Source organism: Providencia sp. PROV197 (assembly GCF_028479625.1).
Classification (GTDB): domain Bacteria; phylum Pseudomonadota; class Gammaproteobacteria; order Enterobacterales; family Enterobacteriaceae; genus Providencia; species Providencia vermicola.
On record NZ_JAMPNZ010000015.1, the window covers coordinates 187397 to 202220 of the forward strand.

General features: G+C 41.6%; 16 protein-coding genes and 1 riboswitch. Of the genes, 10 read left to right on the forward strand and 6 right to left on the reverse strand.

Translation table 11 applies throughout. From position 1 onward, the window contains the following. The first annotated feature begins 37 nt into the window (after nucleotides 1-37). The gene (gene hcr, locus PR808_RS08455; RefSeq protein ID WP_272539103.1) at nucleotides 38-1042 is read left to right on the forward strand and encodes an NADH oxidoreductase; all 1005 of its coding nucleotides are present in this window, start codon (nucleotides 38-40) and stop codon (nucleotides 1040-1042) included. 102 nt (nucleotides 1043-1144) lie between these two features. On the opposite strand, the gene PR808_RS08460 is transcribed toward hcr, so the two are convergent. After that, a complete protein-coding gene (locus tag PR808_RS08460; RefSeq protein WP_206082731.1) occupies nucleotides 1145-1381 on the reverse strand; it encodes a HEAT repeat domain-containing protein in 237 nt (78 codons plus the stop codon). Between the two features lie 576 nt (nucleotides 1382-1957). Continuing rightward, nucleotides 1958-2130, forward strand: a riboswitch (M-box (ykoK) riboswitch). A 74-nt stretch (nucleotides 2131-2204) separates the two neighbouring features. On the opposite strand from PR808_RS08460, the gene PR808_RS08465 reads away from it, so the two are divergent. Then, nucleotides 2205-3275: a magnesium transporter gene (locus PR808_RS08465; RefSeq protein ID WP_206082730.1), complete on the forward strand. Its 1071-nt coding sequence runs from the start codon at nucleotides 2205-2207 to the stop codon at nucleotides 3273-3275. A 31-nt stretch (nucleotides 3276-3306) separates the two neighbouring features. Here the strand turns inward: PR808_RS08465 and PR808_RS08470 are convergent, their stop codons facing one another. Continuing rightward, nucleotides 3307-3840, reverse strand: coding sequence for a SprT family zinc-dependent metalloprotease (locus tag PR808_RS08470; protein ID WP_206082729.1), 534 nt, complete (start codon nucleotides 3838-3840; stop codon nucleotides 3307-3309). A 109-nt stretch (nucleotides 3841-3949) separates the two neighbouring features. On the opposite strand from PR808_RS08470, the gene PR808_RS08475 reads away from it, so the two are divergent. Genes PR808_RS08475 through PR808_RS08485 form a run of 3 tightly spaced genes read left to right on the forward strand, consistent with a single transcriptional unit; the run spans nucleotide 3950 to nucleotide 5130 of the window. Beyond that, entirely contained in the window at nucleotides 3950-4276 is a 327-nt protein-coding gene (locus PR808_RS08475; RefSeq protein ID WP_206082728.1) for an ArsR/SmtB family transcription factor, read from the forward strand. A gap of 1 nt (nucleotide 4277) precedes the next feature. Continuing rightward, nucleotides 4278-4715 carry a YeeE/YedE family protein gene (locus PR808_RS08480; RefSeq protein ID WP_272539104.1) on the forward strand — a complete coding sequence of 146 codons (438 nt, stop codon included), beginning with the start codon at nucleotides 4278-4280 and terminating at the stop codon, nucleotides 4713-4715. Nucleotides 4716-4719: 4 nt separating this feature from the next. Further along, nucleotides 4720-5130 (forward strand): DUF6691 family protein, encoded by a 411-nt coding sequence (locus tag PR808_RS08485; RefSeq protein WP_206082726.1) that lies wholly within the window; start codon nucleotides 4720-4722, stop codon nucleotides 5128-5130. 84 nt (nucleotides 5131-5214) lie between these two features. On the opposite strand, the gene metK is transcribed toward PR808_RS08485, so the two are convergent. Beyond that, nucleotides 5215-6366, reverse strand: coding sequence for a methionine adenosyltransferase (gene metK / locus PR808_RS08490; RefSeq protein WP_206082725.1), 1152 nt, complete (start codon nucleotides 6364-6366; stop codon nucleotides 5215-5217). 592 nt (nucleotides 6367-6958) lie between these two features. On the opposite strand from metK, the gene PR808_RS08495 reads away from it, so the two are divergent. The 4 genes from PR808_RS08495 (at nucleotide 6959) to PR808_RS08510 (ending at nucleotide 11486) form a co-directional block, all read left to right on the forward strand. Beyond that, the gene (locus PR808_RS08495; protein WP_272539105.1) at nucleotides 6959-7102 is read left to right on the forward strand and encodes a hypothetical protein; all 144 of its coding nucleotides are present in this window, start codon (nucleotides 6959-6961) and stop codon (nucleotides 7100-7102) included. A gap of 169 nt (nucleotides 7103-7271) precedes the next feature. Then, on the forward strand, nucleotides 7272-9176 hold the full coding sequence (gene speA / locus PR808_RS08500) for a biosynthetic arginine decarboxylase (RefSeq protein ID WP_206082724.1): 1905 nt from the start codon (nucleotides 7272-7274) through the stop codon (nucleotides 9174-9176). A gap of 272 nt (nucleotides 9177-9448) precedes the next feature. Beyond that, a complete protein-coding gene (speB, locus tag PR808_RS08505) occupies nucleotides 9449-10369 on the forward strand; it encodes an agmatinase (protein ID WP_206082723.1) in 921 nt (306 codons plus the stop codon). Between the two features lie 337 nt (nucleotides 10370-10706). After that, nucleotides 10707-11486, forward strand: coding sequence for an acetoin reductase (locus PR808_RS08510; RefSeq protein WP_102137372.1), 780 nt, complete (start codon nucleotides 10707-10709; stop codon nucleotides 11484-11486). 65 nt (nucleotides 11487-11551) lie between these two features. Here PR808_RS08510 and PR808_RS08515 read toward each other — a convergent pair whose 3' ends face one another. Then, nucleotides 11552-12427 (reverse strand): alpha/beta fold hydrolase, encoded by an 876-nt coding sequence (locus PR808_RS08515; RefSeq protein ID WP_206082722.1) that lies wholly within the window; start codon nucleotides 12425-12427, stop codon nucleotides 11552-11554. A 151-nt stretch (nucleotides 12428-12578) separates the two neighbouring features. On the opposite strand from PR808_RS08515, the gene PR808_RS08520 reads away from it, so the two are divergent. Next, a complete protein-coding gene (locus PR808_RS08520; protein ID WP_272539106.1) occupies nucleotides 12579-12827 on the forward strand; it encodes a helix-hairpin-helix domain-containing protein in 249 nt (82 codons plus the stop codon). Here the strand turns inward: PR808_RS08520 and PR808_RS08525 are convergent. Together PR808_RS08525 and mutH are read right to left on the reverse strand one after the other, a co-directional pair. Beyond that, a complete protein-coding gene (locus PR808_RS08525) occupies nucleotides 12824-13555 on the reverse strand; it encodes a TerC family protein (protein WP_225819204.1) in 732 nt (243 codons plus the stop codon). The genes PR808_RS08520 and PR808_RS08525 overlap by 4 nt on opposite strands. A gap of 71 nt (nucleotides 13556-13626) precedes the next feature. Then, complete coding sequence (gene mutH, locus PR808_RS08530) at nucleotides 13627-14310, reverse strand: DNA mismatch repair endonuclease MutH (protein WP_206082719.1); 684 nt, start codon at nucleotides 14308-14310, stop codon at nucleotides 13627-13629. Between the last annotated feature and the right edge of the window lie 514 nt (nucleotides 14311-14824).

Sequence of the window (14824 nt, forward strand, 5' to 3'; positions counted from 1 at the left end):
AAGAGAGGGGCGAAAGCCCCTTTAAAGGAGTCGTGCGATGACAATGCCAAGTAGTTTATGTCCAAATAGAATGCAAATTCATTCGATTATCCAAGAAACATCGGATGTTTGGACGATCAACTTAATTAATCATGATTTTTATATGTATTCACCAGGGCAATATGCATTGGTTAGTATTAAAAATAGTGATGATGTCATGCGGGCTTACACTCTCTCTTCATCACCAGGTCAAAGCCGTTATATTTCAATTACCGTTAGGCGATTAGAGGATGGTATGGGCTCTAACTGGTTAACTCGTGCAGTGAAGCCTGGGGATTACCTCTGGTTGTCTGAAGCTCAAGGGGAATTTACCTGTGCAAATGTGAAAAGCCAACAATATCTAATGCTTGCTGCGGGTTGTGGCGTGACGCCAATTATGTCAATGACACGCTGGTTGATGGCCAATCGTCCAGAAACGCATGTTAAAGTATTATTTAATGTGCGAGACGACAAGCAAGTTATATTTGCGCAGGAATGGCAACAACTGACACGTGCATACCCAGAACGTTTACAGTTATGTATTATGGCTGAAACGCCAGATAATGGGGAGTTAGCCCAAGGTCGATTAAATGAAGAAAAACTACAAGCATTAGTCCCCGATATTGCTTCACGGGTAGTGATGACTTGTGGGCCAGTTCCTTATATGAAAAATGCTCAGCAATTTGCGGCTAATTTAGGTGTACCTGTCGAACATTTTTTTATGGAACGTTTTTCAACTGAGCCAGAAGTGGTTAATAGCGAAGATGTGCTGACGCTTAAAATTCGCCAGCGCCTCGCTGATTTTAAAGTGCCTGTGGGGATTTCGTTATTATCTGCATTAGAACAAAATAAACAACCTGTTATTGCTGCATGCCGTGCAGGTGTTTGCGGAAGTTGCAAGACAAAAGTATTATCGGGCAATTATACAACAACAAGTACAATGACATTGACCGCCGCTGAAATAGCAGAAGGGTATGTTTTAGCATGTAGTTGTCAATTACAAGGCGACACTGAAATAGCCTAATGTTATTTAAATAATAATATACTGTCTCATGTATTATTTAATGGGACAGTATTCCATATAAAAGGTATTTAAAATTTACAATACATAAAATAAGAGTAAAATTTAATGTTCTAATAGCGGGGTTTGTATAAAATACACCGATAACTTACTTAATGTATTGATCGCTGAAACAGCAACTTCCTTATTCGGGTCTTGGCACAAGTCTATGATTCTTATAATGGCATCATTATATTCAATCGTTGCTTTAAAATCTCCTAAAGCGGAAATCGCCGCGATTTTTATTTCATCATTTACACGAAATGTTAAGCTAGTTAACATTCCTACAATTACTTTATCCATAATAAAATTTTCACGGTTAATAAATCTTGATTTATTTTAAGATAAATCCGTTGATATTTAATTCTGAATTAAAATAAAAAAACATTTATATAAAATTAAAAAAGTGCCCTTATGTTACTTTTGGGAATTAAATATCGCCATAAGTAAATTTCCATACCTAAATTTCTGTTTTTTTCACTTTGGTGAAAGAAAGGATTGTAAGATATAATAGTATGAGTGATTTATCTTACTCGCTATATGAGTTCACATTATATTAAATGGGGTGAATCTATCTTGAAAAGCTGAAATAGGCTGTAGTCATGAAGTTTGGTCATTGTTTTCTTTGTATAATATAAAAAACGTTAACGATTATTTTAAATACATTTTTAATTTTCCACATGACTATTTATTTTTTATGCTAACTGTTAATAGAAAAGTAATGAAAATTATTTAAAATTACATTTTGTTACTTTATTAGTTTATTTTAAACATTAACTTAAACGAGACCTAAACGGTAAGTTTTCAATGCGTAAAAAACCGTAGGGATAGGGTGGTAATTAATTTCTCAGTGGGTATAATTCGCGCCGCATCCAAAGTGCAGTATCTCGTTAGGCGAGGCTCCTATACAAACATAGGTTACTGATCTGACGACGTCGAGAGACGCCCAAGATTAGGACAGGATATATCGACCGAAGGTATATCCCCATGTAACTTCCTGTTAAAGACAGGATACGTTGTATAGTGCTAAAACCGAGACGAAGAGATAGCTTTCGCATTCTCTCATCTGGTTTCGCCCCTATGTGAGTACTGTTTGAGTAACCAACAGTAACTAGGGACTAAAAAAATGACATTCACTACCCAGAACAAAGCGGGAGCAGTTGCCATTGCTCAATCCGCGATGAAAGACGCACGCCTCAAAGGCAACAATACACAACAACCAAAAATCGATGACGCCACAGTCAGCGCATATATGAGCCAATCATATTTGCCAGTTTCTGTCGCAGATTCAATTGCTTGTGTAAAACAAAACCTTATTGAGCACCTTGAGGGCGAGCAAATCCCCACCTATTTATTTGTTGTCGATAACGACAATTATTTAAATGGTATTCTTTCAGTTAAATCATTATTAGCATCACCTGAAAACTTATTTGTGTCAGATATTATGCGTCACAATTATTTTTCAGTTGCGCCTGAACAATCTCGTCATGATGTTTATGACCTGATTAACCATAGTGGGTTAGATATGATCCCAGTGGTGCAATTTGGCAAGTTAATGGGGGTTTTGCGTCCGCAAGATATCGCAGAACTGATTGAAGATGAGAATACACTTGATGCGCAGTTACAAGGCGCAACCACACCACTTGATGAACCTTACTTAACCACAAGCCCAGTCACATTATGGCGTAAGCGTGTGGTTTGGTTATTAATGTTGTTTGTGGCGGAAGCATACACAGGAACAGTACTAAAAGCATTTGAAGAACAACTTGAAGCCGCAATTTCACTGGCTTTCTTTATTCCATTATTAATTGGAACGGGGGGTAACAGTGGAACACAAATTACCTCAACGTTAGTCCGTGCGATGGCATTGGGCGAGGTGAGTTTGCGTAATTTAGGCACAGTCCTGAAGAAAGAGGTTTCAACTTCGTTTTTAGTTGCAATTACTATTGGCGGAGCAGCCCTAATCCGTGCTTGGATTTTAGGTGTTGGCCATGAAGTGACTATCGTGGTGAGCTTAACTATCGTCGCGATTACAATGTGGAGTGCGATTGTTTCTTCAATTATTCCAATGGTTTTAAAGAAAATGAAAGTTGACCCAGCCGTGGTATCTGCACCGTTTATCGCGACCTTTATCGATGGAACTGGCTTAATCATTTACTTTGAAATTGCTAAATTAGTGATGACGGAGTTCGCTTAAGCACACGCCTCAAATTTGATGCGGCAGGAAATCAGTTTTCTGCCGCAGTTTCGATTAATTTTTCTTGTTTTAAAATCTCCCCACATTGACGGCACAAATATTGGTTTTCCCCTCGTACCACTTTATTATGGCGACGAATGGTTAATTGATGTACGGTTTGGCAAGCACAGTGATAGGCAAATGTTTTGCTTTTTACCGTTGCAACGGCAAAGTTGTGTGTGCGTTTCGCATCAACCTCTAATACATGCTGCATCATCCATTTCCATTCCTTCCCATGGGGGGCAACACCTTTACGCCCAAACACATGGTATACCAACAAGTGTGCAAGTTCGTGAGGGATGACTTCATCGATAAATTTTTCTGTGTTTTCAATCAGTAGGGTTGCATTGAGGCGAATTTCCCACTCTTTCAGGTAAGCGCTACCCGCCGTGGTACCTCGCTGTTTGTAGTTAACAGCGGGCTCAGGAAATGTTTGTTCCAGTTTTTGTTCAGCAAGGGCCAGCTTTTCGCGTAGAACTCGCATAACGTGCTGTTGTAGGAATATGGGGACTCGAATGGTTTTCATTAGTTAAGAATACGTGATGCAGTTGCTTTCAAACAAGTAAAAATTGACAGTTATTATATTAAATAATATATTGTATTTATATATAATATTGTTAAGTATAAGTGACTGTATGAATAATATCACATCGGAACAGCAGCTTTCAGCTATGAAACAGGCGGCATCACAAACGGCTTCCTTATTAAAAACGTTGGGTAACCCAGATAGGCTAATTTTATTGTGCCAATTGACTCAAGGGGAGGCTTGCGTCAGCGATTTGGAGCAACAACTCGGTATCCAACAACCTACATTATCCCAGCAACTTACGGTGTTGCGTAATGATGGGCTTGTGAAAACTCGCCGTGAGGGCAAACGCATTTATTATGCAATTGCGGATGAAAAATTATTCACGTTACTCAATACGTTATATCAACTTTATTGCCCCGTGCAGGAGAAATAAGATGAGTATTGATTGGGCAAATTTCACACCAGTCTCAGCAGCAATCGGTGGGGTATTCATTGGTGTTGCTGTGGCAATTTTGTTGGTTTTTAACGGCAGAATTGCTGGGATTAGCGGTATTTTGGGAGGGATCTTAAAACCGACTAAAGGGGACACCGCATGGAAGGTTGCCTTTATTTTGGGCATTATTATCTCGCCGATTTTATTTACGTGGTTTGCTTATACACCTGAAGTCAATATCGCGGCAAGTACGCCTATTTTGATCATCGCGGGTTTATTCGTTGGCTTCGGCACGCGCTTAGGGGGCGGTTGTACAAGTGGACACGGCATTTGTGGTATGGCGCGTTTTTCCCGTCGCTCAATTGTCGCGGTGTTGATTTTCATGATTGTTGCTTTTGTGACCGTTGCGATTTCTAATCATTTTGGGTTAGGGGGATAAACTGATGCCAATTCTTATTGCCTTAATTTCAGGGGTCTTATTTGGCTTGGGGTTAGTGCTTGCGGGGATGGGAAATCCAGCCAAAATTTTAGCATTCTTAGATATCACTGGAAATTGGGATCCTTCATTACTGGTGACGATGGCTGTTGCGATGGCGATTAGCGGAGTTTCTTATGCATGGGTGAAAAAGCGCCGAGTGAGTGTGTTAAATTGCCCGTTGCAAATTCCAACTAATCAAAAAATAGACAAAAAGTTGTTGGCTGGGAGTGCGGTATTTGGCCTTGGTTGGGGACTTGCAGGGATTTGCCCAGGACCTGCATTATTATTAACTGGCTTGGGGATCACTCAAGGAATTATTTTTACGCTGGCAATGATTGCAGGGATGTCCGTTTACCAATTTAGCCAAAAATCCTAAGCCATTTTATAGGGTTTAAGTCACAAGCAATAAAAAACCCATCACTATGATGGGTTTTTGTGTAATACGTTTTAGTTCGATGTATTACAGACCAGCAGCTTCGCGTAAAGCTTCTGCTTTGTCTGTTTTTTCCCACGGGAATTGTGGGCGGCCAAAGTGGCCATAAGACGCAGTTTGCTGATAAATAGGGTGTAGTAGGTCAAGCATGTTGATCAAACCATAAGGACGTAAGTCAAAGAACTCACGCACTAATTGGATAAGTAAAGTCTCATCAACTTTCGCTGTACCAAAGGTTTCCACCATAATAGAGGTTGGCTCAGCAACACCAATCGCGTAAGACACTTGGATTTCACAACGATCAGCCAGGCCAGCCGCAACAATATTTTTTGCAACATAACGTGCTGCATAGGCTGCTGAACGGTCAACTTTTGATGGGTCTTTACCAGAAAACGCACCGCCCCCATGACGTGCCATACCACCGTAGGTATCAACGATAATTTTACGGCCTGTTAAGCCACAGTCACCCATTGGCCCACCGATAACAAAACGGCCTGTTGGGTTAATAAAGTATTTCGTTTCTTTTGATAACCACTCTGCTGGCAGAACGGGCTTGATGATTTCTTCCATCACCGCTTCATGCAGTTCTTTTTGTTGGATATCTTCAGAATGCTGAGTGGATAAAACAACGGCGTCGATACCCACAATTTTATTGTTATCGTATTTAAAGGTGACTTGGCTTTTCGCGTCTGGACGCAACCATGGCAATGTACCATTTTTACGCACTTCTGCTTGGCGTTGAACTAAGCGGTGTGCATAAGTAATTGGCGCTGGCATTAGCACATCAGTTTCATTGGTTGCATAACCAAACATCAGGCCTTGGTCACCCGCACCTTGTTCTGATGGGTCTGTACGGTCAACACCTTGGTTGATATCAGGAGACTGCTTACCAATCGCACTTAAAACAGCACAAGAATTGGCATCAAAGCCCATATCTGAACTGGTGTAACCAATTTCACGAACCGTTTTGCGTGTGATTTCTTCAATATCAACCCAAGCACTGGTGGTGATTTCTCCCCCGACCATTACCATACCTGTTTTGACGTAGGTTTCGCAGGCAACGCGAGCTTTTGGGTCTTGTTCAAGAATAGCATCAAGTACTGCGTCAGAGATTTGATCCGCAATTTTGTCTGGATGCCCTTCTGATACAGACTCAGAAGTAAAGAGATGTGTAGCCATGAGTTTAATACCTTAAGAATTCGCAGAATTTATAATTGGATGTTTTAACATCTAGACGGCTATTTTAGTCCTATGAAGTAAAAATTTCTACCTGTATTTATACAAAAAACGAATAGAGGCACAAATTAACTATCATCCCCTAGGCGTAATCCCTACTAACACGTCATAAACTAAGCAAAATCGCTTTAAATCCTTAAGGAAAGGGAGGTTTATTTTATTTGGCTGTTTTTCACTTAAAAATCATTTAGGGTGAATAGCATTATATCGATGAGCTATTTTTTGCTTATAGGTCGCCGTGATTAATAGCTCGATTTATTGCCGTTAAAATTTTATCGCAATTTCGGCATTTTGCTTTTGCTTTTTGCGTCCAATAGATGTATAAACTGCGACCGTAACGGATGGTTGTTTTTTCCCGTTATATACCAGTAGGTCAAAATAAAGCGCCTACTATCTATCAGGAATGTTTATAAACTTTTGAATTTCAATAAAACACAAGGTGATATAGCTTAAATCAACAGGTCAGCCTGCCAAAATAGTGCTACAACATTGAAATCTGAAGGGGCTAAACAGTTATATTGGGGGTTAATGGGGAATGATCCATAATCTACTGAATAACAGTATCCAACCGTCATATGCGGATCGCCGTGTGACTTTGGCGTTTACTTTCCTGTCATTCTTTACTTCATCACGAAGTTACCGTCACATCTTTAATACACCTTCAAGGCTGAGTCATTAATTTGTCAGCTTAAGGTCGTATATTGTCACTGTTTAGAATTCTAAGCACTTTTTATTAAAATCTGAGTATTGCCGTTTCCTCCGATATAACTGCTTGCCAGTGCTATGTCTTTACTGACATATATCAGGAATGAGAGCGCGCCACTCACCCCTCCATACAGGAGTTTATTATGAATGATAATATCGCACGCAAAATGCGCCAGACCTATAACATTGCGTATTGGGGCGGTGGTTACTATCAGGTGAATGAGCGCGGAAATGTCTGTGTTTGCCCAAACCCTGAAAACCCTGACACTTTTGTTGATCTTGCTGAATTAGTTAACCAAGTCAAAGAAGAACAAGAGCATTTGCGCTTGCCTGCATTGTTCTGTTTTCCTCAAATCTTACAGCACCGTTTGCGTTCAATTAATGCCGCATTTAGACGTGCTCGTGAATCCTATGGCTATAAAGGCGACTATTTTTTGGTTTATCCAATTAAGGTAAATCAGCAGCGCCGCGTGATTGAGTCATTGGTTAATTCAGGAGAACCATTAGGGCTTGAGGCAGGTTCGAAAGCGGAACTTATGGCGGTACTCGCCAACGCAGGCAAAACACAAACCGTCATCGTCTGTAATGGTTATAAAGACCGTGAATATATTCGCTTAGCGTTAATCGGGGAAAAATTGGGTCATAAGGTTTATCTTGTGATCGAAAAAATGTCTGAAATTGAGATGGTGTTAAAAGAAGCGGAAAGCTTGAATGTGACGCCTCGTTTAGGTGTGCGTGCACGTTTAGCCTCTCAAGGATCAGGCAAATGGCAAGCCAGTGGCGGCGAGAAATCAAAATTTGGTTTGGCGGCTACGCAGGTTCTGCAATTGGTGGAAATTTTACGCAATGCAAATCGCTTAGATAGCCTGCAATTACTGCATTTCCATTTAGGCTCACAGATGGCCAATATTCGCGATATCGCGACAGGGGTTCGTGAATCTGCACGTTTTTATGTGGAGTTGCATCGTTTAGGTGTCAATATTCAATGCTTTGATGTGGGTGGCGGTTTAGGCGTTGACTATGAAGGAACACGTTCGCAGTCCGATTGTTCAGTTAACTATGGCTTGAACGAGTACGCGAATAATGTGATTTGGGCAATTGGCGATGCGTGTGAAGAATTTGACCTTCCACATCCAACCGTCATTACGGAATCAGGTCGTGCATTGACAGCGCACCATACTGTGTTGGTCTCGAATGTTATCGGTGTTGAGCGTAACGAATTTACCAAAACCTCACCGCCAGATGAAGACGCACCACGCTCTTTGGTATCACTGTGGGAAACATGGGAGTCCATGCAGCACCAAGGCAATAGTCGTTCGCTACGTGAATGGTTGCATGATAGCCAGTTCGACTTGCAAGAAGCCCATACCCAGTATGCTCATGGCGTACTTGATTTAACTCAACGCGCATGGGCAGAAGAGCTATACCTCAATATTTGCCGTCGTATCCAGCAAGACTTAGACCCAAGCAACCGCGCTCACCGTCCAATCATCGACGAGCTGCAAGAGCGCATGGCAGATAAGTTCTATGTAAATTTCTCATTATTCCAATCTCTGCCAGATTCATGGGGGATTGACCAAGTTTTCCCTGTGTTACCGATTGAAGGCTTAGATAAACCGTTAGACCGTCGTGCGGTGCTCTTAGATATCACGTGTGACTCTGATGGGATCATCGACCATTACGTTGATGGTGATGGTGTCGAAACCACCATGCCAATGCCAGCATATGATCCAGAAAACCCACCAATGATTGGTTTCTTTATGATAGGTGCCTATCAAGAAATCTTAGGCAACATGCATAACCTATTCGGAGATACTGCAGCAATTGATGTGTGGGTCGATAGCCAAGGTAATATTCGTTACCTACAAAGTGAAGAAGGCGACTCAGTGGCAGATATGCTGCAATACGTCAAACTGGTGCCAGAGGTACTGTTAGACAGTTTTACAGAGCAAGTCAAAGGTACGGGGCTGAGCGAGCAGCTGCAAAAAGACTTTGTGGCAGAGTTCGAAAATGGGTTGTATGGTTATACTTATCTCGAAGACGAATAAATACTTAATGCTCGTCATATTTCGTGCTGTGGCGGTGTTGGCTGCACTCGGCTACTCGGGTCACATACTCTTGTATGCTCCCCGAGATATCCTCTCTTGCCGCCTAGCCACAACGCGAACTATTTAGCGCATCAAGAAGGTGAATAGATAATAACTTTATGCGCATAACATGACTTGTTATTTATACTGTGTGAAGTTGATTAGGTAAAAACCATTCGAACCAAATATTAAAGGGGCTTGCTAATAGGCGGGTCTATTTTGAGGAATAAAAAATGATTAATAGTACATTAGGTAATCAAGTTGATAATTCACTGGTTTCTAACGCATTTGGTTTTTTACGTTTCCCACTGAATTTTCAACCATATAGCTCAGACGCTGAGTGGGTTATTACAGGTGTGCCATTTGATATGGCAACCTCTGGCCGTGCAGGTAGCCGTCATGGGCCTGCGGCAATCCGTCAAGTATCTACTAACCTAGCATGGGAAAGCCATCGTTGGCCGTGGAACTTCAAACTGACAGAACGTTTAAACGTGGTAGATTGCGGCGATGTCGTGTTTGCTTTTGGTGATGCACAAGACATGTGCGATAAACTGCAAGCACATACTGAAAAACTGTTAGAGTCAGGCAAACGTTGCTTAACCTTTGGAGGTGACCACTTTGTCACGCTGCCACTGTTACGTGCACATGCAAAACACTTCGGCAAAATGGCGCTAGTGCATTTTGATGCTCACACTGACACTTACGGCAATGGTAGTCAATATGACCATGGCACCATGTTCTATCATGCACCAAAAGAAGGTTTGATTGACCCAACGCGTTCAGTGCAAATTGGTATCCGTACTGAGCACGATAGCGACAACGGTTTCACTGTACTCGATGCAGGGCAAGTGAATGACCGCGGTGTGGACGAGATGGTTGCGCAAATTAAAGAGATCGTGGGTGACATGCCAGTGTACCTAACCTTTGACATTGACTGCCTTGACCCTGCGTTTGCACCAGGCACAGGCACACCAGTCGTTGGCGGTTTAACGTCAGACCGTGCACTGAAATTACTGCGTGGTTTACAGCCATTAAATATCGTTGGGATGGATTTAGTGGAAGTGGCTCCCGCTTATGACCAATCTGAAATCACCGCATTAGCCGCGGCATCGATTGCTTTAGAAATGCTGTATATTCAAGCGTCTAAAAAATAATTATCCGCTTATAGCGATATAGTTAGCTATCATGAAGCCACCAAATTGGTGGCTTTTTTATGTTGGTATATTCAACAATCGTGTATTAAATAGTGGAGTTTCGCACTTTTTGCTCACTTGTTTGAGAATGATTTTTATTAACGAATACCTGCTAATTTACGAATTTGTGTACTTTTCGTTGGTGAGTAAAATAAATAGCGCTATCAGATAGTGAAATGTTTTTTATAAGTTCCAAATGGTAGATTAAAATCATTTCTTTGTAACTTATTGTTATTATTGTTAACTTATAAGTCATGGTGGACTAGTCATTTTGGCTATGAATAAGTAGGAGAACAGTATGGCTTTAAATAACAAAGTTATTTTAGTGACCGGAGCGGCACAGGGAATTGGTCGTGGTATTGCACTGCGTTTAGCAAAAGAAGGTGCGGACATTGCACTGGTTGATTTGAAAAAAGACAAACTGCAAGATGTGGCTAAAGAAATTGAAGCATTAGGTCGTAAAGTCACGACGTTTGCTGCGGATATTAGCCAGCGTGACCAAGTGTTTGCAGCGGTTGCTCATGCAGAAGCTGAGCTAGGTGGTTTTGATGTGATGATCAACAACGCAGGGATTGCGCAAGTTAAGCCAATCGCTGATGTTCGCCAAGAAGATATGGATTTAATCTTCAAAATCAACGTAGATGGCACTATGTGGGGTATTCAAGCTGCCAGTGAGAAATTCCAAGAGCGTAAGCACAAAGGGAAAATCATTAATGCCTCTTCTATTGCAGGCCATGACGGTTTCGCTATGTTAGGTGTATATTCAGCAACCAAATTTGCGGTGCGTGCTTTAACACAAGCGGCGGCGAAAGAGTACGCAAGTTCAGGTATTACTGTAAATGCATATTGCCCAGGTATTGTTGGGACAGACATGTGGGTGGAAATCGATGAGCGCTTTGCTGAAATTACAGGCGCGCCAAAAGGTGAGACTTACAAAAAATATGTTGAAGGTATCGCATTAGGCCGTGCTCAAACTCCTGATGATGTCGCGGGCTTAGTGGCGTTCTTAGCAAGCGATGACTCTGACTATATTACAGGACAATCTATCCTGACGGATGGCGGGATCGTTTACCGTTAATAGAAGGTAGTAATATTAGGATGGCAATGATAGCCGCTGTGAATTATTCACCGCGGCTTTTTATGTTATGCGGCGTGGTTTTGCAGGTCAGTTAAAATAGCGTCGGCTTGTGTCCAGAGCAAGGAACCGCCTTCTTGTGTGTATAAATGATGGCTACAGTTGAAAAAACGGTCGGCCAAAACATCGCCAAAATCAGGGGAATGCACGGTGCTCATATCCAATTCACCATACCATAATGAGGTTGGGCAGGTGATGTCTTCAGGGGTGAACTCCCAGTTCTGCAGGGAAAGCAATAAATCCTGCACATAGCCTTGATTGCCTTGAGAAAAAGCACGGCGTATACAATCGGTATAGGCCTCTAAAAAATGTGCTTCATTGTATAACTGTTGGTCGATTTCTGCACTGCAATTGAGGATAAACGCTAGTAACCATTCGCCAGTGACATTTTTCTGTAACCAGTCGGATAAGTTCTCAGGTGTATTCAGTGCTTGTTCCTGCATATTCACTACGTCAGCGGTTAATTTAGCGCGAGTCGCAGGGTATTCGAATTGGTCTTGCCCAGACACAATCGAAAGGGAAACAGGCTGGCAATAATGGGCAACCGCCATCGCGAAAACACCACCTTGGGAAAAACCCAGTACCGAAAATTGGTTAATTGCTAGGTTATCAAGTAGTGCTTGAATATCGAATGCAAAGCTTTTTAATGATTTTTTGGCGTGAAAAGTGGAATCACCGAGGCCAGCACGTTCTGGCACAATTAAGCGAATGTTGTATTTTTCCAGCAAATCTAAGCCAAAGCCAAGGTTGCCACTCATTCCTGCACCAGTACAAAAAATCACAGGAAAACCTGTTTTGGGCCCTGATTCAAACCAGCAAAGTTGACGGCCATCAGAGAGCGTCATGAAGTGTTGGCGTGGGTTAATCAACGGCACATTGTACATGGTAAATTCCTAAAACAGGCAAAGAAAGATTGGGTGATAAGATAGTTCAGTTAATAATTATTCAAACTGGCATTGTTATGGTTGCAATTTTAAAGTATTAAAGAGGTAAATTGCAAAATATTAGCTGAATAATTAACGAAAAGAGGTGTTCATGGCATTTTCGGCGTCAGAAAAGCAGGTTTTATTGGCAGTGAAAGGGGTTGGCCCGAAGGTGATCAGCCGTTTGGAACAGATGGGGTTTTCATCATTGGCTCAGCTTAGTGAAGCATCTTATGATGAAATTTTAATTGCTGGTGCTGCACTTACAGGTTCAAGTTGCTGGAAAAATAGCCCGCAAGCTAAGAAAGCAGTTGAAGGGGCTATATTAGCTGCAAAGCAAGCGCTTGAATCAGGGCGTTAATCTACTTTGTGTTTCATTTTCCATTTTTTGCTGCGCAGGATATTGAGCATTTGAACGGCCATGGAAAAGAACATTGCGAAATAGATATACCCTTTAGCAACATGAACTTGTACGCTTTCGAGTATCAGTGTAAAGCCGACTAAAATTAAAAAAGAGAGTGCGAGAATTTTAACGGATGGGTAGCGTTCGACAAAGTCACCAATACTTTTTGCGGCTAACATCATGATAAGCACTGCAATAATCACTGCGGCCATCATAATAAACAGGTGGTCAGAAAGCCCAACGGCGGTGATAACGGAATCGAGGCTAAAAATAATATCTAACAGGGCAATTTGTACAATAGCGCCCCAAAATGAATGCACTTGCCGCTGCGCAAGATTGTTTTCATCCTCTCCTTCAATAGTTTCAAAAATTTCTTGGCTGGCTTTCCATATCAGGAAAATTCCCCCTGCACATAAAATGATATCTCGAGCGGAAACGACATGGTCTGCAATGGTAAATAACGGGGTTGTGAGGCGTGATAACCAGGCAATTGAGGCTAATAAGGCAAGGCGCATGACCATCGCTGCAATTAGCCCTGTACGCCGGGCACTATTTTGTTGGTGAGCGGGGAGCTTACTCACTACGATACTCAAAAAAATAATATTATCGATACCTAAAACTATTTCCAAAATGGTTAGAGTGGCAAGTGCCATCCAAGCATTGGGGTCGAGTATCCATTCAAACATCTGTGTACCTTTTATTATGAAACAGGGATAAATGTTTATCGTCTGCTTTGGTACAGGCGACACCTTGTTGATTAAGTGAGATTAAAATGCCGAGCTAACAGTGGGGCGGTAAAATCTTTTTTAAGGTAGAAACCGCGAGGAAGCGTCATAATGGGTTGGCCAAACTCGCCAATGGCTTCTGTCAGTGCCTTATTGTTTGCCGCTTTTGGGCGGATTTGTAGAACTTGCCCATGGCGTGCCGTAATTGTTTCGACTTTTCCCAACACAATCAAATCCATTAATTCTTCCCAATCTTGCCGTAGTAACTGTTCCTCAAGCGGGGATGGGCTCCAAATTACTGGGTTAGCGACCCGACGTTCCGCTAAGGGAATTTGGCGTTCACCTTCAATAGGAAACCACAGTATACGCGATAGTTTACGCCGTACATGGCTATTTTCCCATGTTAAACCGCTGTTCCCTGTTAAAGGGGCAACGGAGACAAAGGTCGTTTCGAGAGGAACACCATGGCGGTCGATAGGGATAGTTTTGAGCTCAACGCCAATGTGGGCAAAATCTTGCTCCGCCTTACTACCTGCACTCGCCCCTAAATAATATTCAAGTAGCATGCCTACCCAGCCTTTATCACGTTTTAGATCGGGGGGGATAGGGACACTGGCAATTTGGGCGAGTTCACCTAAAGTATAGCCGGCAAGCGCTTGAGCCCGACTCATTAAGGTAGCTTCGTTATCTGGTGGTTGTGGTGGCGTAAATGACATAATGCTCTAAAAATTAAATGTATAAAAAACAATCAAAAATAATTCACATAACTAAGAGAGTATAACACTTTTTCATGACTATTTTTAACTGCATGATATATATGTAGTTAATGCTTTTTATCCAACGGTATTAAATTTTGTTTATCGGGTTATTCATGTTCATCCCAAGATAATCACAGGATCATACACTAGGTTATCCACAGGTTTTCTGGATAACTGTGTAAAACAGTGATTACTGTGTGTATTTACAGCCTTGACGAATGGGGTTTTATGACGTTCATCACAAAAATAGAGTAAGTTAAACACATTAGTTGTGGATAAATACGACGTTGTTTGATATTTGCTCAGTTAAAGTCCTAAGCTTTTTAGTGAAAAAATTAACCAGTGGATAACGTGTTTTTTGGGGCTTTATTTCGTTGATTTATCAAAGTTTATTAGATTTTAATTATTTTTGATAAAAACCTGATTTGGGGATATACCCTGATTGCTATAGGGTTGTTCACATGGATATCCA

Coding starts and splice junctions, on each gene's coding strand:
- hcr (WP_272539103.1), top strand. CDS start 38: ATGACAATGCCAAGTAGTTTATGTCCAAATAGAATGCAAATTCATTCG.
- PR808_RS08470 (WP_206082729.1), bottom strand. CDS start 3,840: ATGAAAACCATTCGAGTCCCCATATTCCTACAACAGCACGTTATGCGA.
- PR808_RS08475 (WP_206082728.1), top strand. CDS start 3,950: ATGAATAATATCACATCGGAACAGCAGCTTTCAGCTATGAAACAGGCG.
- PR808_RS08520 (WP_272539106.1), top strand. CDS start 12,579: ATGGCATTTTCGGCGTCAGAAAAGCAGGTTTTATTGGCAGTGAAAGGG.
- PR808_RS08510 (WP_102137372.1), top strand. CDS start 10,707: ATGGCTTTAAATAACAAAGTTATTTTAGTGACCGGAGCGGCACAGGGA.
- PR808_RS08485 (WP_206082726.1), top strand. CDS start 4,720: ATGCCAATTCTTATTGCCTTAATTTCAGGGGTCTTATTTGGCTTGGGG.
- PR808_RS08525 (WP_225819204.1), bottom strand. CDS start 13,555: ATGTTTGAATGGATACTCGACCCCAATGCTTGGATGGCACTTGCCACT.
- PR808_RS08495 (WP_272539105.1), top strand. CDS start 6,959: ATGATCCATAATCTACTGAATAACAGTATCCAACCGTCATATGCGGAT.
- PR808_RS08515 (WP_206082722.1), bottom strand. CDS start 12,427: ATGTACAATGTGCCGTTGATTAACCCACGCCAACACTTCATGACGCTC.
- speA (WP_206082724.1), top strand. CDS start 7,272: ATGAATGATAATATCGCACGCAAAATGCGCCAGACCTATAACATTGCG.
- speB (WP_206082723.1), top strand. CDS start 9,449: ATGATTAATAGTACATTAGGTAATCAAGTTGATAATTCACTGGTTTCT.
- mutH (WP_206082719.1), bottom strand. CDS start 14,310: ATGTCATTTACGCCACCACAACCACCAGATAACGAAGCTACCTTAATG.
- metK (WP_206082725.1), bottom strand. CDS start 6,366: ATGGCTACACATCTCTTTACTTCTGAGTCTGTATCAGAAGGGCATCCA.
- PR808_RS08460 (WP_206082731.1), bottom strand. CDS start 1,381: ATGGATAAAGTAATTGTAGGAATGTTAACTAGCTTAACATTTCGTGTA.
- PR808_RS08480 (WP_272539104.1), top strand. CDS start 4,278: ATGAGTATTGATTGGGCAAATTTCACACCAGTCTCAGCAGCAATCGGT.
- PR808_RS08465 (WP_206082730.1), top strand. CDS start 2,205: ATGACATTCACTACCCAGAACAAAGCGGGAGCAGTTGCCATTGCTCAA.